12 protein-coding genes are annotated in these 22,617 nt (G+C 60.8%); 5 read left to right on the top strand and 7 right to left on the bottom strand.

The window, feature by feature from the left end; genetic code table 11:
- Nucleotides 1–39: 39 nt before the first annotated feature.
- Nucleotides 40–2,334, bottom strand: coding sequence for a response regulator (locus tag RSK20926_RS07375; protein ID WP_008205488.1), 2,295 nt, complete (start codon nucleotides 2,332–2,334; stop codon nucleotides 40–42).
- 151 nt (nucleotides 2,335–2,485) lie between these two features.
- Here RSK20926_RS07375 and RSK20926_RS07370 point away from each other — a divergent pair, with 151 nt between their 5' ends.
- Together RSK20926_RS07370 and pbpC are read left to right on the top strand one after the other, a co-directional pair.
- Nucleotides 2,486–7,957, top strand: a complete 5,472-nt coding sequence (locus RSK20926_RS07370; protein ID WP_008205487.1) for an alpha-2-macroglobulin family protein — start codon at nucleotides 2,486–2,488, stop codon at nucleotides 7,955–7,957.
- Nucleotides 7,954–10,023 carry a penicillin-binding protein 1C gene (gene pbpC / locus RSK20926_RS07365; protein WP_008205485.1) on the top strand — a complete coding sequence of 690 codons (2,070 nt, stop codon included), beginning with the start codon at nucleotides 7,954–7,956 and terminating at the stop codon, nucleotides 10,021–10,023. Before RSK20926_RS07370 ends, pbpC begins: the two co-directional genes overlap by 4 nt.
- A 69-nt stretch (nucleotides 10,024–10,092) precedes the next feature.
- Here the strand turns inward: pbpC and RSK20926_RS07360 are convergent, their stop codons facing one another.
- Genes RSK20926_RS07360 through RSK20926_RS07345 form a run of 4 tightly spaced genes read right to left on the bottom strand, consistent with a single transcriptional unit; the run spans nucleotide 10,093 to nucleotide 16,889 of the window.
- On the bottom strand, nucleotides 10,093–12,150 hold the full coding sequence (locus RSK20926_RS07360; protein ID WP_008205483.1) for a membrane protein: 2,058 nt from the start codon (nucleotides 12,148–12,150) through the stop codon (nucleotides 10,093–10,095).
- A 16-nt stretch (nucleotides 12,151–12,166) separates the two neighbouring features.
- Nucleotides 12,167–14,974 (bottom strand): DUF4159 domain-containing protein, encoded by a 2,808-nt coding sequence (locus tag RSK20926_RS07355; protein WP_008205481.1) that lies wholly within the window; start codon nucleotides 14,972–14,974, stop codon nucleotides 12,167–12,169.
- On the bottom strand, nucleotides 14,971–15,861 hold the full coding sequence (locus RSK20926_RS07350; protein WP_008205479.1) for a DUF58 domain-containing protein: 891 nt from the start codon (nucleotides 15,859–15,861) through the stop codon (nucleotides 14,971–14,973). Before RSK20926_RS07350 ends, RSK20926_RS07355 begins: the two co-directional genes overlap by 4 nt.
- Nucleotides 15,858–16,889 carry an AAA family ATPase gene (locus RSK20926_RS07345; protein ID WP_008205478.1) on the bottom strand — a complete coding sequence of 344 codons (1,032 nt, stop codon included), beginning with the start codon at nucleotides 16,887–16,889 and terminating at the stop codon, nucleotides 15,858–15,860. Before RSK20926_RS07345 ends, RSK20926_RS07350 begins: the two co-directional genes overlap by 4 nt.
- 64 nt (nucleotides 16,890–16,953) lie before the next feature.
- Here RSK20926_RS07345 and RSK20926_RS07340 point away from each other — a divergent pair, with 64 nt between their 5' ends.
- Nucleotides 16,954–17,565, top strand: coding sequence for a DUF1285 domain-containing protein (locus RSK20926_RS07340; RefSeq protein WP_037254137.1), 612 nt, complete (start codon nucleotides 16,954–16,956; stop codon nucleotides 17,563–17,565).
- 45 nt (nucleotides 17,566–17,610) lie between these two features.
- Here the strand turns inward: RSK20926_RS07340 and RSK20926_RS07335 are convergent, their stop codons facing one another.
- The gene (locus RSK20926_RS07335) at nucleotides 17,611–17,925 is read right to left on the bottom strand and encodes a cupin domain-containing protein (RefSeq protein WP_008205474.1); all 315 of its coding nucleotides are present in this window, start codon (nucleotides 17,923–17,925) and stop codon (nucleotides 17,611–17,613) included.
- Between the two features lie 211 nt (nucleotides 17,926–18,136).
- Here RSK20926_RS07335 and RSK20926_RS07330 point away from each other — a divergent pair, with 211 nt between their 5' ends.
- On the top strand, nucleotides 18,137–18,841 hold the full coding sequence (locus RSK20926_RS07330; RefSeq protein WP_008205472.1) for a hydroxypyruvate isomerase family protein: 705 nt from the start codon (nucleotides 18,137–18,139) through the stop codon (nucleotides 18,839–18,841).
- A gap of 413 nt (nucleotides 18,842–19,254) precedes the next feature.
- On the top strand, nucleotides 19,255–19,677 hold the full coding sequence (locus RSK20926_RS07325; RefSeq protein ID WP_050773050.1) for an HAD-IA family hydrolase: 423 nt from the start codon (nucleotides 19,255–19,257) through the stop codon (nucleotides 19,675–19,677).
- Between the two features lie 21 nt (nucleotides 19,678–19,698).
- Here RSK20926_RS07325 and polA read toward each other — a convergent pair whose 3' ends face one another.
- Nucleotides 19,699–22,509, bottom strand: a complete 2,811-nt coding sequence (polA, locus tag RSK20926_RS07320) for a DNA polymerase I (RefSeq protein WP_008205468.1) — start codon at nucleotides 22,507–22,509, stop codon at nucleotides 19,699–19,701.
- Nucleotides 22,510–22,617 lie beyond the last annotated feature (108 nt).

Raw genomic sequence — 22,617 nt, 5'->3', positions numbered from 1 at the left:
AGCTTAAAGAGAGTGAACAAGTCTCTTGGCGTTTGGCTATTAGGCAGCTGGGGAGATCTGAACCGGCTGAACATTCTCCGGTTGATAGCCTTCAATCTTCTCACCAATCAGCCCCTTTCGCAGGGGCTTGGTGAGATAATGATCCAAACCAGCCGCCAGAATGCCTTCGGAATCGCCGCTCATCGCATGGGCGGTGAGTGCCACAATGGGCACATGTTTCCCGGTCTCCGCTTCAATCTTGCGGATCTCCTGGGTGGCCTCTTTGCCATCCATCTCTGGCATGGAGATATCCATGAAAATCAGATCAGGCTTAAAACTCTCATAGAGATTTAGTGCTTCTAACCCATTGTTTGCAAAGCAAAGATCTATGTTGTAGCTCTTGACCATTTTGCGGAAGACCAACTGGTTGGTCTTGTTGTCCTCTGCCGCAAGCACCCGCATCTGACGAAGCGCGGGCTCAACGGGCGCCGGGGCGGGTGCCTCCGCTTGGGGAGACACGCCTGCGTCAGCTGGCTGCGCTGCACCGGGGGTAGGCGTGGCATTGTCGCGCGCATAGGCTTCTTCCAGAGAGGGGGGGGCCTCTGGCTCTGGCGTGGCGGCCGGAGCCATCGTCTGACCAATTGAGGACAATGCGGCCAAAAGCTCATCGCGCGGGGTGGGTTTTTGCAACAGAACCAGGTTGAGCGCTTTGACGTCTTCCTCTGGAACTTCGTGCATGCTGGAGCAGAGCATGATGATTGGCACGCTATCCCAACGGTTCTTGCGCAGCTCCCGCGCCATCTGCAGACCGCCGCCGGGCAATCCATGGTCGCAGATAACCAGATCGACCCCGGGATTCATCTTGGCCAGCGCATCCTGATAGGTGTCAGCGGTTGAGGCTTCGATTCCGTGCAACATCAATTGGCGCTGCAAAATCTCGCAGTTCAAGGTGGAGTTATCGATAAGCAGAACCTGTTGCAGGCTCTTTGGTAATTCTGGGCTTGGCGCAAAGGGACCCTCTGCCACAGGCAATGGGATGCGGAAACCAAAGCAGGAGCCTTCACCCTCATCGCTTTCCACCCAGATCTCACCATCCATCAATTCAATCAGTTTCTTGGAGATCGCAAGCCCCAGACCCGTCCCTTCGAACTTTCGGTTGCGCTCATCTTCGACCTGGTTGAACTCTCCAAAGACGTGATCGACCTTGTCGGCGGGGATACCGATACCGGTGTCTTCAATCAGGCAGTGGACAGAGCAGGTCCCCTCATCCGGGTTGGAAATACCGGTCACGCGCAGGGTAACATGCCCTTCGTTGGTGAATTTCACCGCATTGCCCGCAAGGTTGGTCATGACCTGACGGATTCTTCCGCGATCCCCGACAAATCGGGTGGGCAGGAAGAGATCGTAATCCACCAGCATGGTGAGGCCCTTATCCCGCGCGGTTGGCTGCAGCAGCATGACGATTTCATGAATCGCCCGCTCAAGATCAAAGGGTTCTTCGTGCAGAACCATCTTGTCGGCTTCGATCTTGGAATAATCGAGCACGTCATTGATGATGACGAGCAGTGCCTCACCCGAGTTCTTGATCGTATTGGCGTAGAGTTTCTGCTCCTCCGAGAGAGAGGTGTCGCTCAGCAATTCTGCCATGCCGACAACACCATTCATCGGTGTGCGAATCTCATGGGACATATTGGCCAGGAAGGCGGACTTGGCGCGGTTCGCAGCTTCCGCGCGCTCACGGGCACTCCTCAGCTCTTCTTCGTAGTGGACGGTTGAGGTGATATCGAGCGCGAGGCTGACCATGTCACCGCCATGTCCCTTTTGGTCGATGAGCCGGAGATAGCGATCATCCCACATCTGCACCACGATGGGTTCTGGTGCGAGGGACATCCAGCGGTCCGTCATCATCTTACGCCAGCTGTCCGGGCTAATCTCCCCGGTGTTGACCAAGCCTTCATCCGTCAAAATCTGCAGAATACGAACATAGGAAATGCCGGGTGTGACCTCCTCCAGACCGTCAAAAATATTGAGGTAGGCCGTATTTGCGCCAATCAGCTTGCTATCGGCATCAAAGAAAGCAAAGCCATCCTGAAAGGCCTGAATGGAATGCCAAAGGCGGCGCTCAGCCTTTTCGATTTTTTCATTGGCTTGGGTAAGGTCGGATTTAACCTTGGCGTTCTCATCGCGAACAGTGGCCACTTCCGCTTGGGTGACGCCTATTTGTTTGGTCAGCGCCAGAGCATGGCGTCCCAGCTTTCGGTTGGCAGCGGTCAGTTCCGCTTGCTTGAGCTCAAGCAAACGTTCCGCCGCCAAACGGGCGCGGCGCTCCTCTGCTAGTTTATCTGCAAGGTTCATTCCCTGCCTGCTCCACCGAAATAAGAAACCATCCCCAAATTGGAGCTGGAACCTGTTACTGAATTCTACTGCGACAGCCTCAGTCTTACGGGTGAAGACCTTGCTATGGCGTTAAGCTCATGTCAGCCTGAGGAGGATTTGGGAGGGTAGTATGCCAGTTTTTTGTGTTTTCCGTTTGCCGATTTTTACAGCCTTGTTTGTGGCACTCGCATCGATGTTCGCGTCAAGGGAGAGCCTCGCCGATCAGGTTCTTCCCGAAGTGCGGTTTCAAACATTTGAAAACACCGACTACTATGGGTCAGATCTGCAAGCATTGTTTGACACGGATCTCACCTCTTGTCGGCAGGCTTGCATGGCGCAGGAAACCTGTGCGGGGTTTTCTTACAACCGGCGTTCAAATGCCTGCTTCCCCAAAAGCACTATGCAAACCCCCTCTGCCTTTCAGGGGGCGGTCTCTGCAATCAAGCATGAGATTCCTTTGGCGGCTCAGGAGCAGGCGGCAGGGCGCGCTGCGCTCTTGGCGAATCTGAGTGCGGCAGATTTCGGCAAAGCTCTGGAACAGGCAGAGCGCATTGCGCTTCGCTTTCCGGCTGGCAGTGGCAGCATCGAAGATATGCTGCAGGCGGCACAGCTCTTGGCGCGGCAAGGGGATCTGGCCGGGGCGCTGGGCTGGTATGGCCAAGCGGTGGCGCAAAGTGACGAATCCGGGCTTTGGGCAGAATATTCTTCGGTTCTTTTGCGCCTGTCCAAAGACAAGCTGCAAACCGGGCGGCGTGCCCTGCGAGAACGCGCCTTTTTGGCGGGGTTGAATGCCTATCTGCGGGCAGAGACGGCGGCCGCCGAAGCCAATGGGCTGATACCAGCCGCTCTGGCGCTGGAGGCGCTGGGCCGAGGCCGGGACATGTTGCCCCTGCTGCGACTGGCAGAGCAACGTGCCCCACGGCGTGACACCACCCGCATGCTGTCCGAGGCGATTGGAAAGTATGGCTTCCGCGTCGCTGAGAGCAAGGTTGAAAGCGACAGCGCCAATCCCCGGATCTGCGTGGAGTTTTCTGAGGATCTCGCCCGCAGTGGGGTCAGCTATGATGATTTTGTCAAAGGGGCTGCACAAGGAATTGCGGTCAGCGCCGAGGGAAAGAACCTCTGCCTGGACGGCATTGAGCATGGCAAACGCTACACATTCACGCTGCGCCGGGGGTTGCCTGCTGGCAATGGTGATGCCCTGATCAAGGATGTCGAGCTGAGCCACTATGTAGGGGATCGCAGCCCCGCAGTTCGCTTTCCGGGGCGTGGTTATGTGCTGGCGCGGGGCGCGGATGCGGCCCTGCCGATCGAAACGGTGAATCTGGCCGAGGTGGAACTGCGCCTGCGCCGGATGAGTGATCGCAACCTGTTGCGCAGCATTCAGGAAGACTACTTTGCGCGGCCTCTGTCGCAATGGCAGGAAGAGCATTTCGCCAATGCTATTGCTGAAGATATCTGGTCGGGCAGCGCCACGCTTTCAACGGAGTTGAACCGCGATGTGACCACGCGCTTGCCTCTGAATGAGGTGCTGCGGGATCAACCCGTCGGCATCTATGCTCTCTCTGCCAGTATTGCCGGGGCAGATCCCTATGAGTCGCCGGGCGCCACCCAGTGGTTTGTTCTCAGTGATCTGGGCCTCAGCACCATGTCTGGCAGCGATGGGCTGCATGTGCAGGTACAGGGTCTGCAGGATGCAAAGGCGCGCGCTGAGGTCGAGGTTACCCTGATCTCCAATGCCAATGGGGTTCTGGCTACGGCGCAGACCGATGCCAGCGGCTATGCCCGGTTTGCACCTGGCCTGACCCGTGGACAGGGGGCCGCAGCCCCTGCCTTGGTGCTGGCCCGTGCCGCTGCGGGTACGGAGGCAGAGGATTTTGCCTTTCTCTCCCTGAAAGACGCGGCCTTTGATTTGTCGGACCGGGGTGTCGAAGGGCGACCAGCACCCGGCCCAATTGATGTCTTCCTTGCCACGGATCGCGGGGCCTACCGGGCTGGTGAAACCATTCATGTCACTGCTTTGACCCGCGACAGCCGGGCGCTGGCCATTCAAGGCCTGCCGCTGACGGCAATCCTGACTCGCCCTGATGGGGTCGAATACAGCCGCCATTTTTCCGAGGGGGGGCAGATGGGCGGCCATGTCTTTGCCCTGCCGGTTGGGGGCTCTGCCCCGCGTGGAACCTGGCGGTTAGAGATCAAGAGCGACCTCAAGGCGCCTGCTCTGGCCAGCCGTCAGATTCTGGTCGAAGATTTCATGCCCGAGCGGATCGACTTTGAACAAACCCTGGCCAATGCGCAGTCTTTGCAGTCAGGTGACTGGGCACAATTGGATATTTCCGCCCGCTATCTCTTTGGCGCACCGGGGGCAGGCCTGAAGATCGACGGGGATCTGCGTCTGCGCCCCAGCCGCCAGCTGGCAGGCTTTCCGGGCTTCCGTTTCGGACGTTATGATACGCCGTTGCGCCCCGAAAGCAGCTATTTTGGTGGTGAAGAAACTGATGCAGCGGGACACGCCCGTGTCACGGTTGAATTTCCTGGCACCGAAGCCCAAGGGCTGCCACTCACAGCAGAGCTGACCACACGATTGACGGATGGGTCCGGGCGCCCGGTGGAACGCCGCCTGGATCTTCCTGTTGCCCCCTCGGGGCCGGTGATCGGCATCAAACCCCTGTTTGAGGAGACCGTAGCCGAAGGCAGTCAGGCAGGCTTTGAGCTACTGGCGTTGTCTTCGGACCTGACGTCCATGCCTATGCAGGTGAAATGGACCCTCAACCGGCTTGAGACCCGCTATCAGTGGTATCAGCTCTACGGCAATTGGAACTGGGAACGCAGCACCCGCCGCAAGAGGATCGCCAGCGGAGAGATGATGCTGGGTGAGCAACCACTCGCACTGGAGCAGCAGGTGGATTGGGGGGAGTATGAGCTGGTGGTTGAGCGGCTGGATGGTGCGCATCTGCAGGCTGCGATCCGGTTTGATGCGGGGTGGTATGCGCCGCCCGATGGCTCAGCCACGCCGGACCGACTGGAGATGTCGCTGGATCAAGAAAGCTATACCCCCGGCGATACCGCCCGCCTGCGCCTTGTGCCACAGACCGCAGGTACTGCGCTGATCTCGGTTCTGTCGAACCGGGTGATCAGCCGTCAGACAGTCGAAGTTGCAGCCGGGGAGAATGTGATCCCCCTGGCAGTGACGCAGGATTGGGGGGCAGGGGCCTATGTGACTGTATCCCTGTTGCAGCCCTTGCAGGACAAGGCCGCGCGGAGCCCCGCACGCGCCCTGGGTTTGGCCCATGCCTCAGTGACCCAGCCAGGACAAGCGCTGGAGCTGGCGGTCGAGGTGCCCGAGGTTGCGCGCCCACGCGGCACAGCCGAGGCGCGGATTTCTGTTGCTGGTGCAACTCCTGGGGACGAGGTCTGGTTGACCATTGCTGCCGTGGATCTGGGTATCCTGAACCTCACTGGTTTCAAGACGCCGGATCCGCAGGGCTACTACCATGGCCAGCACCGTCTGGGCATGGAGCTGCGCGATATCTATGGCCGATTGATTGATCCTGGAAATGGGGCCTTGGGGCAGATCCGATCCGGTGGGGATGCAGACCGTGGTCTTCAGATGCAATCACCGCCGCCAACGCAGGATCTGGTGGCGCTGTTCTCTGGTGCATTGCGAGTGGATGACAACGGGATGGTGACCCTCCCGATTGAGCTGCCGGCCTTTAATGGAACGGTGCGTATCATGGCCATGGCCTGGTCGGATCGCGCCGTAGGACAGGCAGAGGCTGATATGCTGGTACGCGACCCCGTGGTGCTGAGTGCCGCCCTGCCACGCTTCCTGGCCCCTGGGGATCAAAGCCGTATCCGTCTGGAACTGATCCATGCGGATGGCCCTGCCGGTGAGGTGAAGCTGGAAGCCGAGAGCCTTGGAACCGGTCTGAACCTTGGCAAGCTGCCAAAGAGTGTCACCCTGGCCGAACAGGGCAAAGCGGTGCTGGAGCTGCCGGTTGAGGCCACGGGCCTGGGCAATCCAGAGGTCAAACTGACGCTGATCACAAGTGATGGGACGCCGCTCAGCCAGAACTTCCGGCTGCCTGTGCGGGCCAATGATCCGGTGATTGCGGCAACACGCAGGTTGCATCTGGCGGCGGGCAGCAATCTGCACCTTACCGATGATATTTTCGCTGGTATGCGCCTAGGTAGCGCCCAGGCGGTTGTCTCTGCCGGGCCTTTGGCACGTTTTGATGTGCCGGGCTTGCTCGCGAGTCTGGACCAATACCCCTATGGCTGCACCGAGCAGGTCACCTCTAAGGCCCTGCCGTTGCTCTATCTCTCCTCAGTAGCCAAATCCATTGGTATGGGGGCACAGCCAAGGGTACGCGACCGTGTGGATGCGGCGATCCGCAAGATTCTGACGCGTCAGGCCAGCAATGGGGCCTTTGGTCTTTGGCGCGCCGAAAGCGGTGATTTCTGGCTGGATGCCTATGCCTCCGATTTCCTGTCGCGCGCGCGTCGTCAGGGCTATGAGGTGCCGGATCAGGCCTTTACCCGTGCCATGGATAATCTACGCAACCGGATCAACTATGCACCCGATTTTGATGCGGGCGGTGAGGATCTGGCCTATGCCCTGCTGGTTCTGGCCCGTGAAGGCGCCGCATCCATGTCGGATCTGCGCTACTACGCAGATGTTAAGGCCAAGGATCTGGGCTCTCCACTTGCGGCGGCCCAGCTGGGGGCGGCCCTGGCCTCTTATGGGGATCAGCGCCGGGCGGATCGCCTGTTTGCGCGCGCGGGTGAAATGCTGCGCGGAGCACGGGCAGAAGGCCCGGTTTGGCGTGCTGACTACGGTACCAACCGTCGGGACGCCGCCGGGGTTCTTGCCCTGGTGGTAGAGGCCAGTTCTGATGCCATTGATCGTGACGCACTGGCGGATCTGCTGGGACAGAACAGCCGCAACAGCTCCACTCAAGAGGCAAGCTGGACCCTGATGGCCGCCCATGCGCTGATCAAGAACCCCGAAGACTCTGGTCTTTTGATCAATGGGCGCCCGACCGAGGGGCCCTTCCTGCGTCTTGATGCAGGTCGCACTGCCGAGGAGCCGCTGCTCTCCAGTGCCAGCGGTGCTGCGACCGAGGTGACGCTGACAACCCTTGGTGTGCCAGAGATCCCGCCCACCGCGAGCGGCTACGGCTATACCATCGAGCGGCACCACTACAGTCTGGAGGGCGAATTGCTGGAGCAGCAGAGCTTTGCCGCCGGGGACCGCTTTGTCACTGTGATCCGGGTGCAGCCCCATGAAAACGTAGGTGCGCGGTTGATGATCAATGATCCGCTGCCCGCAGGTGTAGAGATCGACAACCCGAACCTTCTGCGGTCAGGAGACCTTAGGGCGCTGGACTGGCTCTCCCTCTCGGAGGCGGAACATGCAGAATTCCGCAGCGATCGCTTTTTGGCCGCGGTTGACGCGCGTGGGCGCGGGGTGATCACGCTGGCCTATATTGCCCGGGCTGTTTCGCCGGGTGATTTTCATCATCCGGCGGCCCTTGTCGAAGATATGTACCGTCCTTCCTATCGTGCCCATACGGATGCAGGGCGGATCAGGGTCCGGTGACACAGCGCGCTGCACATAGACCCTGGCGCGGGGCGGCAGGTCTTGTTGCGCTTCTGGGTTTGGTCCTGCTCCTTTGGGGGGGATGGCGCAGCTTTGATCACTGGATCACGACAACAAAGCTGCCACCGACCCTCGCGGCCGTTTCGGTAGAGGTGCAGAACCAGGGGGGAAAGCTCTTGCGGGCTTACCCGGTTGAGGATGGGATCTGGCGAATGGATCTGGCGCTGGAGCAGGTGGATCCTGTCTTTCTCACCCGGTTGGTCGCCTATGAGGATAAGCGCTTTCATCACCATGCAGGTGTCGACCTCCTGGCCCTTCTGAGGGCCGGGGGGCAGATGCTCTGGCATGGGGAGGTGGTCTCTGGCGGCTCGACCCTGACCATGCAGCTGGCCCGTCTGTTGGAGAATGGCAGCACCGGGCGCTGGGCGGGAAAACTGCGCCAGATACGGCTGGCCCTGGCGTTGGAGCGGCAATTTGGTAAGGCGGAACTTCTGCGTCTCTACCTGCTGCATGCGCCCTATGGCGGCAATGTCGAAGGGCTGCGGGCCGCGAGTTATGCTTGGTTTGGCAAGGAGCCACAGCGCCTCTCCCCTTCGGAAGCTGCCTTGTTGATTGCCTTGCCGCAAGCGCCAGAGGCACGCCGCCCCGACCGGCAGGCCGCTTCCGCGCGGCTGGGACGTGCGCGTGTATTGACGCGCCTTCACGCGGCGGGTCTTCTGACACAGGCTGAGGTCGATTTGGCGCAGGGGCAGGTTTTGCCCAGAACGATGCAGGGCTTCCCGCGCCTGGCGCCCCATCTTTCTGATCATCTGCGCCAGCAGAACCCAGGCCAGTTGCGGCTGGTTACAACGCTGGATCGGGAGGTCCAGGCGCAGATGGAGACTCTGCTGGCAGAGGCAGCCCGCCAGGCGGGTCCGAGGATTTCAGCTGCTTTGCTGGCGGTGGATCATCAGACCGGTCGGGTGGTTGCTTCGGTTGGCTCCCCTGCCTATCAGGCCGCTGGCCGACAGGGCTATGTGGATATGACCCGCGCCCTGCGCTCTCCCGGCTCAACCTTGAAACCTCTGGTCTATGGGCTTGCCTTTGATCAGGGGCTGGTACATCCGGAAAGCCTGATCCGCGATGCCCCGGTTGATTACGAAGGCTACGCACCGCAGAATTTTGACGGTGTGTTTCGCGGCGATCTCAGGGTGAGGCAGGCCCTGCAACTGTCGCTGAATATCCCCGTTGTCAAACTCACCCGCGAACTGGGCCCAGCCAGGTTGATGGCGGCCCTGCGGCAGAGTGGGGCGCAGCCCCGGCTTCCGGCGGGTAAGCCGGGATTGGCGGTCAGCCTCGGCGGTGTGGGCACCTCTCTCACGGATCTTGTCCAGCTCTATGCAGTTCTGGCCGCAGGCGGGCAGGGCAAAGAACTGCGCAATCTGCTAAACAGCGCAGAAGCTGAGACAGCCCGGGTGATCTCTCCGGCAGCAGCCTGGCATCTGAGCGATGTGTTGCGCGGGCTGGCGCCACCGCCGGGAGCCAGAGCCGGGGTGCTGGCCTATAAAACAGGGACCTCCTACGGTCATCGCGATGCCTGGGCCATTGGCTGGGATGGGCGTCATGTGATCGGGATCTGGATGGGGCGCGCGGATGGCACGCCGGTACCGGGCGCCTTTGGCGGTGAATTGGCGGCTCCGGTGCTGTTTGAAGCCTTTGGCCGCTTGAAGCCGGATTTCACGCCCTTTGCTCCGCCCCCACCAGAGACCCTGATCCTGGGTGCGGCCGAACTGCCCCTGCCGCTGCGCCGTTTCCGCCCGCGCAATGCGGTATTTGCGCAAGACCCAGAGGCGCCACAGCTGGTCTTTCCGCCAGATGGGGCACGTCTGGATCTGCGTGGAGAGGCGCTTTTGGTCAAGCTGCGTGGCGGCATCGCGCCTTTCGCGCTGATGGTCGACGGCCATCTGCTAACGCGTGGTGAGCATCAGCGGGAGTTCGAGGTGCCCAGTCCCGGACCGGGGTTTTCGGGTCTGGTTGTGGTCGATGCCAAGGGGCAGAGCAGCCGGGTGAATGTGCGGATCGATTGATGCGTTCATTCCTTTGCCACTCACCCTGCGCCGAAACCCTGCGACTGAACCGCGATTTGAAACCACTTTTTAACGGCGGCCCTCACGCAACCAACCCGCCAGGATGAAGCCGGCAAAGATCAGCAGCCCAAGCCAGGCCGGCAGCAAGGGGCTTTGCGAGACCGAGAGCGTCTCATAGGCGCCACGCGGGGTCAGGCCAATCCAGTCGCGCCCGCTGGCAGGGCGCCCGGGTTTCACATCCCGCAGACGGGGCATGCCTTCCTCAAGACGTTTGACCCCACCACGCATCTGATCGACGATCGGCTGCATCGGGGCGGCGCTGGCAATGGTTTCCTGGAACTCGCGCGGTGCGGCGGGTCCCAGCCCCACCACCGCTTCGCTTTCCCCTTCCTGCAGCCTGTACAGGCCGGGCTCCCCGCCAATATGGATGGCTTCCCAAAGGCCGGGCTCAATCTCTTCCATTGGCAGGGACCGCTCGCTGCCGTCAGGCGCGGTGATCGTGATTTCCCCAGCCGTCCCGGTGAGGCGGCGGCGCAGGATCCGCATCTCCTGGCCAGCAACCTCGGCCCAGAGCATATCTTCTTCCAGCTCCGGCTCTTTCATCATCCAATGTGCCAGCCGCCGCAGTAGTTCAAGCTGCGGGCCGCCACCCTGATAGCCACGGCTCCAGAGCCAGGCATGATCAGAGGCCAGGAGCGCAACACGCCCCTGCGCAACACGATCCAGAACCAGCAAGGGCCGATTGGCCAGGCCAGTCATCAGGACGTGCCCCTCCGGGGCGGCGAGTTCGATCTGGCGCAGCCAGCTGCCCCAGGCAGGTTCTCCGGGCTCAGTCGCCCCTTTCAGCCCCAGGGTAACAGGATGTCGGTCGCCCAGATCGGTCACCTCTGGACGATAGGGTTGTTCCAGAACCCGCGCTGTGGGCATTGCGGGCAAAACCCGAGCCAGAGGAGAGCGATAGATACTGTCGGCACTGGCAAAATCCGGTCCAGCAGCCACCAGCACGGCGCCGCCCTGATCAACGTAATTCGCAACATTGTCGAGGTAGATCGCAGGCAGAATGCCGCGCCTCTGGTAGCGGTCAAAGATGATCAGATCAAAGTCATCGATCTTTTCCAGAAACAGCTCTCGCGTGGGGAAAGCGATGAGGGAAAGCTCATCTACCGGTACCCCATCCTGCTTTTCCGGAGGCCGCAGGATCGTGAAATGCACCAGATCCACGGAACTGTCGGATTTCAGCAGGTTGCGCCAGGTGCGCCCGCCAGGATGTGGCTTGCCAGAGACCAAAAGCACCCGCAGCCGGTCACGCACGCCATTGATCTGCACCAGCGCCGCATTGTTGCGATTGGTCAGCTCGCCTTCACTTTCAGGGGTCGAAAACCGAATGACATTGCGCCCCCCATGGCTGAGGGTGAGCGGCAGGTCGAAATCGACACCAATAGGCAGGCTATAGCGTTGCGGCTCTGCACCATCGACCGAGATTAGCAGATCGGCAACACCATTTCCAACCGGTGCCGCGCCCTGATCCTCCACCCGCAGGGTCAAGGTAACTGGTTCACCGATAATGGCAAAGCTGGGGGCATTGCGGACGATCAGGCGTCTGTCCCAGTCCTCTGTCCTGCCTGTCATCAAGAGATGCAGCGGTGCGGGCAGGGTCAACTCATGCTCCGTGTCATGGACCTGCCCGTCCGACAGTGCAATCAGCCCCGCGACCCGGCCCTGGGGCTCATCCGCCAGTGCATCAGAGAAGGCGCGCATCAACTCGGTGCCACTATCACCGGTTCCATCCTGCAGTGTGATCCAGCGAGTTTCGGTATTTGGCCGGTCTTCCAGGGCTGCTGCCAGAGATTGGCGGGCCTCTTCCAACTGCGCGGGGCGGGCTGTCAGGCTCTGGCTGGCGGTTAGATCCTCTACCACCAGCACAATATCTTTCAGGGGTTCACGCTCTTCTTCCTGCGATAAAGGTCCCATCAGAGCAAAGAGCAGGCTGACACCTGCAAGCAGGCGCAATCCCCATCCGGGCAGACCACGCCACAGGGCTAATCCGGTTGCGGTCAGTGTCAGTGCAGCCAGGGCCCAGATCACAGGCCAGGGGAGCAAAGGGTCAAAGAGGATGGTTCCGGTCATTGCGTGCTCTCAATCCTCATTGGCCCAGCCGTTCGAGCAGGGCAGGGACATGGACCTGATCGGATTTGTAGTTGCCGGTCAGAACATGCATGACCAGATTGACGCCAAAGCGGAAGGCCAGTTCGCGCTGTCGCTCACCAGAATAACCGCGCCCAACCGGTAGCAGGGGGCGCCCGTTGCGGTCCACAGCCCAGGCCGCAGCCCAGTCATTGCCGCCAATCACCACCGGCGTCACCCCATCATTGAGATCACGAAAAGGGATCCCCTCTGCCTGCTCAGCATCCGCCGGGGCAGCTTCAACCCAGAGTGCACCACGGGGGTGGCGCCCCGGAAAATCCTTTAGCAGATAAAAGGTGCGGGTCAGAACATGGTCCGAGGGCAGCGGCTCTAACGGAGGAATATCCAGCGGCAACGCCAGTTGCTGAAGCTTGCGTGCAGCCTGGCTGGTGCCGCCACGGGCCGCAAGATCCGCATCCCGCGTATCAAAGAGGATCATGCCTCCAGAGTGCAGATAGGCGTTCAGCTTCTTATAGGCCTCGGAAGAGGGCAGCGCTTGTGTGGTGGAGATCGGCCAGTATAGCAGCGGATAGAAGGCCAGTTCATCCCGTTCCAGATCGACGGAAACGGGGTTTGCAGGCTCAACCGAGGTGCGGAAAAACAGAGTGTCCGAGAGGCCTTGAAGCCCAGCCAAAGCAACACGGTCCAGTTGACTGTCGCCGGTGATCACATGTGCCAGGGTCAGCTCAGCCGCGCGTCCGATATGATCTTCGATTGCGGCATCTCCTGCGCCTTCTATTGGCAGCTGGCTTTGCGCCTTTGCCGGATGTGCGGCGAGGGTCATGGCCGCAAGCGGCAGGACCAAAAGCGCTAGGGCCGCCAGACTGCTGCGCTGACGCAATTGTCCCGACAAGAGGAGCGTAGCAAGCACGTCAAGGCTCAGTAGCACCAGAGCAAGAGCTAGCAAGACACCGCCAAGGGGTTGCTCTGGTTGCACCTCATACCCTGTGAGGCGCAGGCCGGATCCCCATTGGGCCGGGTGCAGCTCATCCTCTGGGCGCAGGACATTTCGCGCCAGACTGCGTCCCGCACTCTGATAGAGCCCTGGCGGCAACTGTGGTCCTGTCGCATTGGCGACCAAATCGGGTCCGGCAACACCGGGCAGGGTCTCGGCACTCCGGAGGCGCCCAAACCCGTCCAGAACCGTGCTGGCCTGCCATGTCGTTCCTTCCAGACTCTCTGCGTCCGGTTGGGATGTGGCAGAAGAGACGGAAAGCCGTTCAAGCATTTGTACAAAAAGACCAGAGAGGGGCAGGCTGCTCCATTCCGCGTTTGCTGTCACATGGAACAGCACGACCTGACCGGCTCCCAACTCTTTGCGGGTCACCAGCGGGGTGCCATCTTCAAGTGCGGCGATCACCCGGCTGGCCAGGCTGGGATCGGGTTGCGCCACCACCTGTGAGGTGACAGAGACCTCCTGCGGGATGGTCAGGCCCTGAAAGGGTGAGTTCTCTGGAAAAGGAGCCAGGGTCTTGGGTTCCCCCCAGCTGAGCGCGCCGCCAATGCTGCGCCCGCCGATCCGCAGGCGAACCGGCATCAGGCGCTCCTCCTGACTGCGCGCCGTATCACTCGCGGCCAGTCGAGGACCGGCAAAACGCAGCAAGAGCCCGCCCGCTTCTACCCAATTGGCCAGATCCTCTTCCTGATCCGGGGCCAGGCGGGCGATATCAGCCAGGACTACGACATCGGGGTTTGCAGGCAGCAAGTCACTGAGACGCCCCTCCAGGAGATCCGCCGATGGGGCAAGTGCCTGCCGCAGATAATGCAGCTGCGAGAGCAGCGCCAGGCCCTCATCCTCTGATCCGGCACCGACCAGTGCGACTTCGCGGCGCCGCAGGCTATCATCGCTAAGGGCTACGGCCCCGGCAGAGGCCTGCCGTGGCAGCTCAAACCTGGTGATGCGCGCGGTGAGTTCGGCGGGCAGCGTGAAGCGGCTCTGTGTTTGGGTCTCACCCGTTGCAAAACTGGCCTGCAAAGAGGCAAGCACGGTGTCTTGCCCATTGGGATCACTGCCGCGCACCTGGATCAGTTGCGTTTCCTCTGCCGTTGCACGGCTGCGCAACAGGGTAAGCTGCAGGGCGCCTTCGGCCAGCTCAACAGGTCTGAGCCCATAGACAGGCAACCCGCTCTGGATCACGGTGACCTCTCCCCTAGCGGCAAGGGCTTCAGCCAGTTCTTTTTGGCCATCATAGGCAAGCCCATCGCCAAACCAGAGCGTGTCAAAGGCGCCCTCCATCTCGGCAAGCCGCTCTAGGCTCTGGGTGATCTGATCCGGCCCGGGCTGCCAGGGCTGGGGCAGAGTGCCGGGTAGCCGTTGCTGCCAGTTGGAGGCCGCCTGGAAGGTCAGGGCGCGTGGCTCTGTCAGGCGCAGCAGGGCAACCGGCCGTTCAGCGCGACCCGCCTGATCCAGACGGGCGGCGATCTGTTCGCGGGTTTTTTCCCACTCCGCCGCACCCGCCCAGGAAGCATCCAACACGAAAAGCAGAGGGCCAGAGCCCGCCTCTTCGCGATCGGGATTCAGGATCGGACCCGCTAGGCCAATAATGGCCGCCGCAACCGCCGCAAGCCGCAGCAAAAGCAGCCACCATGGGGTGCGGTCAGATTGGCTGTCTTCGTCCTTGAGTCCCAGGAGCAGCGTGATCGCCGGGAAGATCTGACGCCGCGGCGCAGGCGGGATGGCCCGGAGCAGCAGCCAGATAATTGGCAGTGTCAGAAGCGCCAGCAAAAGCCAGGGAGCCGTAAAACCTATGCCTGCAATCAAGGTCATGTGCTATGTCCAGACATCGCTTGAAAAAGCCACATTAGAGCCGAAAGCGGGCTTTGATCACTGCGATGTTGCCCCATCACCCAGCCCGAAGCACGGCAAAGCTTTTGCAGGGTTTCGCGCCGCTCCGCGAGTTTCTGCAGATAGCGCTCGCGCAGATCCGAAGCTTTGAGCGTTTCGTGCACCAGCGCTTTGGAGACGCTTTCAAACCGGGTCCGTCCGGCAAAGGGAAAGAGCTCTTCGCTGGGGTCCAAGACCTGAAACAGGACCCCGTGAACGCCGCGCTGCGCCGCCTTGGACAGGGCCTGTTCAACCGGTTCGGATGGGCCCAGGAAATCGGATATGAAAACAGCCTTGGCGTGGGGTGACATGGCGCGATCTTCGGGCGGGGCGTAGTCCGCCGCCTGATCTTGGCTCAGCGCTTCGGCAAGATGCAGGATCTGTAGATTGCCGGGGCGCGGTGGGAGCGTGCCGCCGGTCAGGCCCACGCGTTCACCTGCGCGCAGCATCAGGATGGATAGGGATAAACCCAACAGCCTGGCACGCTGAATTTTCTGGGGCAGTTGGTCGCTTGAGGCAAAGCGCATCGAGGCCCCCTGATCGACCCAGAGATGGACCGATTGGGCAATCTGTAACTCACGCTCGCGGACAAATTGCTGATCGCCGCGGGCAGAGCGGCGATAATCGATCATGCGGCGGCTGTCGCCCTGCTGCATGGGGCGGTATTGCCAGAAATCGTCCCCCAGTCCGGCACGCCTGCGCCCGTGCTCTCCAATCTGCACCGAGGCCGCCAATTGCTGTGCCTGCACCAAAAGGGGCGGTAGAGCCCCGGCCTCCACCTCGGACTGCTGGCGCAGTTGGGATGCTGTGGAGGAGGGGGAGTTGATCATGCGGCAAGTCCGCCGGATTTCAATTCCCGTGCAGTGCTTTGAATGAGATCGGCGAGATTGTCCCCGCGCGCCCGAGCGGCAAAGCTGAGCTGCATCCGGTGGCTGAGCACGGGCAGGGCCATATCCAGCACGTCATCTGTGCTGGGGGACAGGCGGCTTTGTAGCAGTGCGCGGGCGCGAACGGCCAGCATCAGTGACTGAGCCGCGCGCGGACCGGGTCCCCAGGCAACGGTTTGCGCCACGCGCTCGGATACACCGGGTTCATCGGGGCGGAAGGAGCGGACCAGGTCGAGGATCATCTCCACCACGCTTTCGCCCACGGGCATGCGCCGCAGCAAGGTCTGCGCTGCCGTCAGTTCCGCCGCAGTAAAGACCTGCTCGGCATGGGCGTCTTCTGTGCCGGTAGTGGTCAGGAGGATGTCCCTTTCGGTCTCGCGGTCGGGATAGGGCACATCGATCTGAAACAGGAAGCGGTCCAGCTGTGCTTCGGGCAGCGGATAGGTGCCTTCCTGCTCAATGGGGTTCTGGGTCGCCAAAACGTGAAAGGGCTGTCCCAGCGGGCGGTCTTGCCCGGCCACGGTCACCTGCCGTTCCTGCATGGCCTGCAATAGGGCCGATTGGGTGCGCGGGCTGGCGCGGTTGATCTCATCCGCCATCAGCAGTTGGCAGAACACCGGCCCCGGCAGGAAGCGGAAGGAACGGCGCCCGTCCTCGCCGGTGTCCAGCACCTCGGAGCCGAGGATATCGGCGGGCATCAGATCCGGGGTGAACTGCACCCGGTTGCCAGCCAGCCCCATCACGGTCGACAGGGTCTCAACCAGGCGGGTCTTGCCGAGGCCGGGCAGGCCAACCAAGAGCCCGTGCCCGCCACAAAGGAGCGTCGCCAGGGTGAGATCCACCACACGCTCCTGCCCGATGAACCGACGGGTGATCGACGCACGCGCCAGTTGCAGTTTCTGCTCCAATGCTTCGATCTCAGCCAGCAGCTCTGTGCCGTTGGCGGCAGCGTCATTGACGGGTTCGGACATGACATTCCTTTCGGGGCGGATATATGGTCTTACTCTATCGTGCTTGCGGGAAATGGCAAAAGCTATGAGTGGACAAAAAAACGTGACGCCATCGGTAGATGGGCTGGCCGCCTCACTGAAAGCGGCAGGGAATGCAGCGGGGCAGGAGGGTGGCTCTGCGAAACCCGGTGGCGGATTGCCGCCCGTTCACCTGTGGAACCCGCCGTTTTGTGGCGATCTCGACATCCGCATTGCCAGCGATGGGCGTTGGTTTCATGAAGGCGGGGAGATCCGCAGGGTGGAACTGGTCCGTCTTTTTGCTTCGATTCTCAAGCGCGAGGGGGAGAAGTTCTTTCTGGTGACTCCGGTGGAAAAGGTCGGGATCAGGGTGGAGGATGCGCCCTTTATTGCGGTGGATGTTGAAGCCTCGGGGCAGGGGGAACAGCAGGTGCTGCGCTTTACCACCCAGTTAGGCGATGAGGTGACAGCGGATGCCGAGCATCCTCTCAGGGTCGAGCAACCTAGCCCAGAAGCCGAACCCGCCCCCTATGTCATGATACGCAGCGGGCTGGAGGCGCGGATCGATCGTAAGAGCTTTTACCGGCTGGTCGAGCTGGGCTGTCATCATGAAGATTGGTTTGGTCTTTGGTCCGGGGGGGCATTCTTTCGCCTGCTGCCCTCTGCCGATCTGGCGTGATCCCTGCACACTGCTGCGTTTGGGGGGCAGACGGAGCGCTCTCCCTCATGTGGGCGGCGCAGGTTCCAGCAATTCGGTTTCAACAAAGCTGCAGGGAAAGTCGTTGCCGTTGATCACGTCATGGCGAACGCCAGCCTTGCGAAAATAGGGAACCCCTTCCTGCATTTCAGCTAGGCTGCGACTGCCATCCCCATTGTCGATCTCAAGCACCCCGGTAAAGAGCGGCACCACCACGTAGTCATACTCATGCTGATGCCAGCCGGTATTGTCACCGCGCTTGTCAAAAGACCATTCGGTCACCCGCACGCGATTGTTCAGGATCCTCTGGGTTCCCTTTGCCGTTCCTGCTGCGTCACACATAGTCACATCCTCCTGGTTGTATCAAAGCGGCTCAGGTTGCCGCAGTGTAGGGCCAGCTGACATCCGGGGTAGGGCCAGAACAAGGGGATGTTGTGGAGGTTCGGCAAGAGTTCACCGGAACGAGAATATAGGAAGAATGCAGTCTTTTCTTCCCTTGGCCTGGGTCGCTCACAAAGTTAAATTTTGTTTAGAAGATACGGAGGCTGCGCCAATGCCCAGATTTGCGGCAAATATTTCAATGCTTTTCACGGAACTGCCCTATCTGGAGCGGTTTTCGGCAGCCGCTGCGGCAGGGTTTGAAGCGGTAGAAGTATTGTTTCCCTATGAGGTAGCCGCAAAGGAGACCCAACGCGCGCTGCTGCGCAGCGGGATGGAGCTTTTGCTGATCAATGCACCGCCTCCGAATTACACCGGTGGGGCGCCGGGTTACGCCGCCGTGCCGGGGGGGCAGGACAGGTTTCAGCGCGATATTCGTCGGGTTCTGCGCTATGCGGATGTGCTGGGGGCCAAGATGATTCATATCATGGCAGGCTATGCCAAGGGGGGCGAAGCCTTTGATGCTTTCATCGAAAATCTGCGCTGGGCGGCGGATCAGGCGCCAAAGCAGCGCTTTACAATTGAGCCTTTGAATGCTGGTGATCAGCCCGGCTATTTCCTGGATGATTTTGATCTGGCTGGTGAGATCCTGGATGCGGTGGATCGGCCAAATCTGGGGCTGCAATATGACGCCTATCACGCGCAGATGATCCATGGGGATGCACTGAGGGTTTGGGAAAAACACGGTGCGCGTGCAGCTCATATTCAGATTGGTGCCGCCCCAAGCCGTTGCGAACCGGGAACGGGTCCGGTGGATTTCAAGGCTTTGTTTGAGGCAATTGATGCCAGTGGCTACAAAGGGTGGATCAGTGCCGAATAAAATCCCTCCACGCCACGGACCGAAGATAGTCTGGGATGGTTGCCCTAGAGCAAACTGTCACAGGGGGCTCCCGCCAATTCCGGGACATCCATAGGATGCCCCTCATAGTTGGGCCCAGCGCCGAGCTTTGCTCGGCGCTTTTGCTTTACTGCGAAGCGTTCTGGGTGCAGATCTGCACCTGGATGCGCCAAGGCAAGATTGTGTTTCATTGTTTCGCTTCAAGGGCTAGCCGCGCGACGGCTGGCGGCGCCCTTGACCCGAATGTTGTGGATCCAAACATAAGTATCAACGGGATTGCGTCGGGCCGTAGGTGCGGCGCTGGGCCCAACGGGGGAGATGCAATCTTTGATTGCAGCGAGACGGGCGGGAGGGCACCCTTGATTCTAGGCGAACCCCAGGGAGTGGCAAACCGCATGACCTGCATCCTCTTTGATTTGGACGGCACGCTGGTGGACAGCGAACCGCTGTGCAACCAGGCCCTGGGAGGTTTGCACCACCCCTTCTGCATTGCCTCTAGCGGCCCGCCGGCCAAAATACGCTCAGCTCTGGCCAAAACCGGGTTGGAAAACCTGATCCGAGACCGTCTCTTCAGCTCTTATGACATCGGCAGTTGGAAACCGGATCCCGGCCTGTTTCGGCATGCGGCGAAGGCAATGGGGGCGTTTCCCGCTGACTGCATCGTCGTGGAGGACAGCGCAGCGGGGCTGAAGGCAGCTCGCGCAGCAGGCATGAAAGCACTGCTGTTTGACCCCGGAAACCTCCACCCGGAGGCGCCCAACCGCCTTGCTGACTATGGCCAGTTGGACGCCGCGCTTGCCAGACTGAACAGGTCTTAGCCAGCCCCTCGGCTCGCGTAGTTAATGCGCTTCGGCCCAGTTTTGGCCCTGTCCTGCTTCAACCAGCAGCTTCACATCCAGATGCACTGCTGGATTGGCTGCGCCTTCCATGACCTCTTTGGCCACTGCGATGGTCTCTTCCACCGCCGCTTCTGGCACCTCGAAGAGCAATTCATCGTGCACCTGCAAGAGCATGCGCGCGGGCAGATGGGCGATGGCGCCCGGCATGCGGATCATGGCGCGGCGGATCACATCCGCAGCAGTGCCCTGGATGGGCGCATTGATCGCAGCGCGTTTGGCAAAGCCCGCCCGCGGCCCCTTGGCGTTGATTTCAGCCGTGTGGATCTTGCGCCCAAAGAGGGTCTGCACAAAACCGTGCTCCTTGGCGAATTCCACGGTGCTGTCCATATAGCGGCGGATGCCGGGGAAGCGCTGGAAATAGCGGTCGATAAAGTCCTGCGCTTCCTTGCGGGGAATGCGCAGATTGCGTGCCAGGCCAAAGCCCGAGATGCCGTAGATGACACCAAAGTTGATTGCCTTTGCCTGACGCCGGATATCTGGCGTCATCTCTGCCATGGGCACATCAAACATCTCCGAGGCGGTCATGGCGTGAATGTCCTGCCCTTCGGCAAAGGCCTGTTTCAGCGCGTCGATCCCGGCCATATGGGCCAGGATGCGCAGCTCAATCTGGCTGTAGTCGAGGGAGAGAAGCACATTGCCTTCCCCCGCCACAAAGGCCTCGCGGATGCGGCGGCCTTCTTCTGTGCGCACCGGAATGTTCTGCAGGTTCGGATCGGTTGAGGCCATGCGTCCGGTGCTGGCTCCGGTCTGGGCATAAGAGGTATGCACCCGCCGGGTCTCTGCATTGATGTGATCCTGCAGCGCATCCGTATAGGTCGATTTCAGCTTTGACAGTTGGCGCCAGTCCAGCACCAATCCGGGCAGGGCGTGCTCGGTTGCCAGATCCTCCAGAATATCCGCCCCAGTGGCATAGGCGCCGGTTTTGCCCTTTTTACCGCCGGGCAGCTCCAGCTTGTCAAAGAGGATCTCACCTAGTTGCTTCGGTGAGCCAACATTGAAGTCAGCGCCCGCCATCTCATGGATTTCAGACTCTAACCCGGCCATTTTCTGGGCAAAGGCATTGGACATGCGGCTGAGAACCTCGCGGTCCACCTTGATGCCATGGCGCTCCATCTGCGCCAGAACCGGCACCAGTGGACGCTCCAGAGTTTCGTAAACCGTGGTCACCTGCTCCTGATGCAGCTGTGGTTTGAACAGCTGCCACAGGCGCAGGGTGATGTCGGCGTCCTCGGCCGCATAGGGCACTGCATTTGCAATTGGCACCCGGTCAAAGGTGATCGCGGATTTACCGCTGCCCAGGAGCGGCTTGATCGGTATCGGTTTGTGATCGAGGTAACGCTCCGAGAGCGTATCCATCCCATGACCATGCAGGCCAGCGTGCAGCGCATATGACATCAGCATGGTGTCGTCGATGGGGGCGACATCGGCGCCATAGCGATGCAGGATCTTGGCGTCATATTTCATGTTCTGCCCGATCTTGAGGATCGCAGGATCCTCCAGCACGGGTTTCAGCATCTCCAGCGCTTGGTCCAGTGGCATCTGCCCCTCAGCGAGCCCCTCACCGCCAAAGAGATCATCGCCGCCAACCTTATGGGTCAGCGGGATGTAACAGGCTTCCCCCGGTTCAACACAGAGCGAGATCCCGACCAGATCCACCACCATTTCGTCCAGGCCGGTGGTTTCCGTGTCCACCGCCACATAGCCCCGCTCGCGGATCTGGGCGACCCAGGGAGCCAGCTCTTCGGCGCTGGTGACGCATTGGTATTTTTCCGCATCGAAAGGCACCGCTTCTGGAGGCGTCACCTCGGTTGACGTACCCTGCTGAGCAGGAGCTTCGGGGATCGCAGGGGCCTCCAGCCCCAGTTGATCCGCCATGCGTTTGGTCAGGGTGCGGAATTCCATTTCCGCCAGGAAGGTGAGCAGGGTCTCCGCCTCCGGCTCCTGCACCTCCAGATCGTCGATGGTAAAGTCCAGCTCCATGGCGCAGTCCAGCTGCACCAGCTGCTTGCTCAGCTCGATCTGGTCGCGTTTCTCGATCAGAGTCTGGCGGCGCTTGGGCTGTTTGATCTCTTCGGCGCGGTCCAAAAGCTCCTCAAGCGAGCCGTATTCATTGATCAGCAGCGCCGCTGTTTTAATGCCAATACCAGGCGCTCCGGGAACGTTGTCGACGCTATCACCGGCAAGCGCCTGCACATCAACCACCCGGTCCGGACCAACGCCGAATTTCTCATGCACGCCATCTGTGTCGATGCGCTTGTTCTTCATAGCATCCAGCATCTCAACGCCGCCGCCGACCAGCTGCATCAGATCCTTGTCCGAAGAGATAATCGTGCAGCGCCCGCCAGCAGCGCGGGCCTGATGGGCGAGGGTGGCGATGATATCATCGGCCTCATAGCCTTCGACCTCTTTGCAGGCGATATTGAAGGCGCGGGTGGCGTCGCGGGTCAGTGGAAACTGCGGGCGCAGGTCTTCAGGCGCCGGCGGGCGGTTGGCCTTGTAGAGATCATACAGATCATTGCGGAACGACTTGCCTGAGTGATCAAAGATCACCGCCACATGGGTTGGGGCATCGGGGCCTTTGTTGTCTTCAACCTGTTTGAACAACATGTTGCAGAACCCGGCTACGGCACCGATCGGCAACCCGTCCGACTTGCGCGTCAGCGGCGGCAGTGCGTGATAGGCGCGAAAGATAAAGGCGGAGCCATCGATCAGATGCAGGTGGCAGCCTTTGCCGAATGTTGTCTCGCTCATGGCCCGTCGCGCTCCCTTGGGAATTTGTTTCCGTTCTGTTTCCCCGGTTATCGGTGATCCGGGGGCGAAGGGCAATTACGTTTCCAGGTCTTTGCCACGGCGCGCGTG

The organism is Roseobacter sp. SK209-2-6 (genome assembly GCF_000169455.1).
In the GTDB taxonomy this organism is placed as follows: domain Bacteria; phylum Pseudomonadota; class Alphaproteobacteria; order Rhodobacterales; family Rhodobacteraceae; genus Pseudophaeobacter.
The sequence above is the reverse complement of the archived record's forward strand: the minus strand, read 5'-3'. Positions and strand labels throughout refer to the sequence as shown.

Excerpts from the sequence above, each read along its gene's own strand:
- RSK20926_RS07375 (WP_008205488.1), bottom strand. The coding sequence starts at position 2,334 with ATGAACCTTGCAGATAAACTAGCAGAGGAGCGCCGCGCCCGTTTGGCG.
- RSK20926_RS07370 (WP_008205487.1), top strand. The coding sequence starts at position 2,486 with ATGCCAGTTTTTTGTGTTTTCCGTTTGCCGATTTTTACAGCCTTGTTT.
- RSK20926_RS07360 (WP_008205483.1), bottom strand. The coding sequence starts at position 12,150 with ATGACCGGAACCATCCTCTTTGACCCTTTGCTCCCCTGGCCTGTGATC.
- RSK20926_RS07355 (WP_008205481.1), bottom strand. The coding sequence starts at position 14,974 with ATGACCTTGATTGCAGGCATAGGTTTTACGGCTCCCTGGCTTTTGCTG.
- RSK20926_RS07350 (WP_008205479.1), bottom strand. The coding sequence starts at position 15,861 with ATGATCAACTCCCCCTCCTCCACAGCATCCCAACTGCGCCAGCAGTCC.
- RSK20926_RS07345 (WP_008205478.1), bottom strand. The coding sequence starts at position 16,889 with ATGTCCGAACCCGTCAATGACGCTGCCGCCAACGGCACAGAGCTGCTG.
- RSK20926_RS07340 (WP_037254137.1), top strand. The coding sequence starts at position 16,954 with ATGAGTGGACAAAAAAACGTGACGCCATCGGTAGATGGGCTGGCCGCC.
- RSK20926_RS07335 (WP_008205474.1), bottom strand. The coding sequence starts at position 17,925 with ATGTGTGACGCAGCAGGAACGGCAAAGGGAACCCAGAGGATCCTGAAC.
- RSK20926_RS07330 (WP_008205472.1), top strand. The coding sequence starts at position 18,137 with ATGCCCAGATTTGCGGCAAATATTTCAATGCTTTTCACGGAACTGCCC.
- RSK20926_RS07325 (WP_050773050.1), top strand. The coding sequence starts at position 19,255 with ATGACCTGCATCCTCTTTGATTTGGACGGCACGCTGGTGGACAGCGAA.
- polA (WP_008205468.1), bottom strand. The coding sequence starts at position 22,509 with ATGAGCGAGACAACATTCGGCAAAGGCTGCCACCTGCATCTGATCGAT.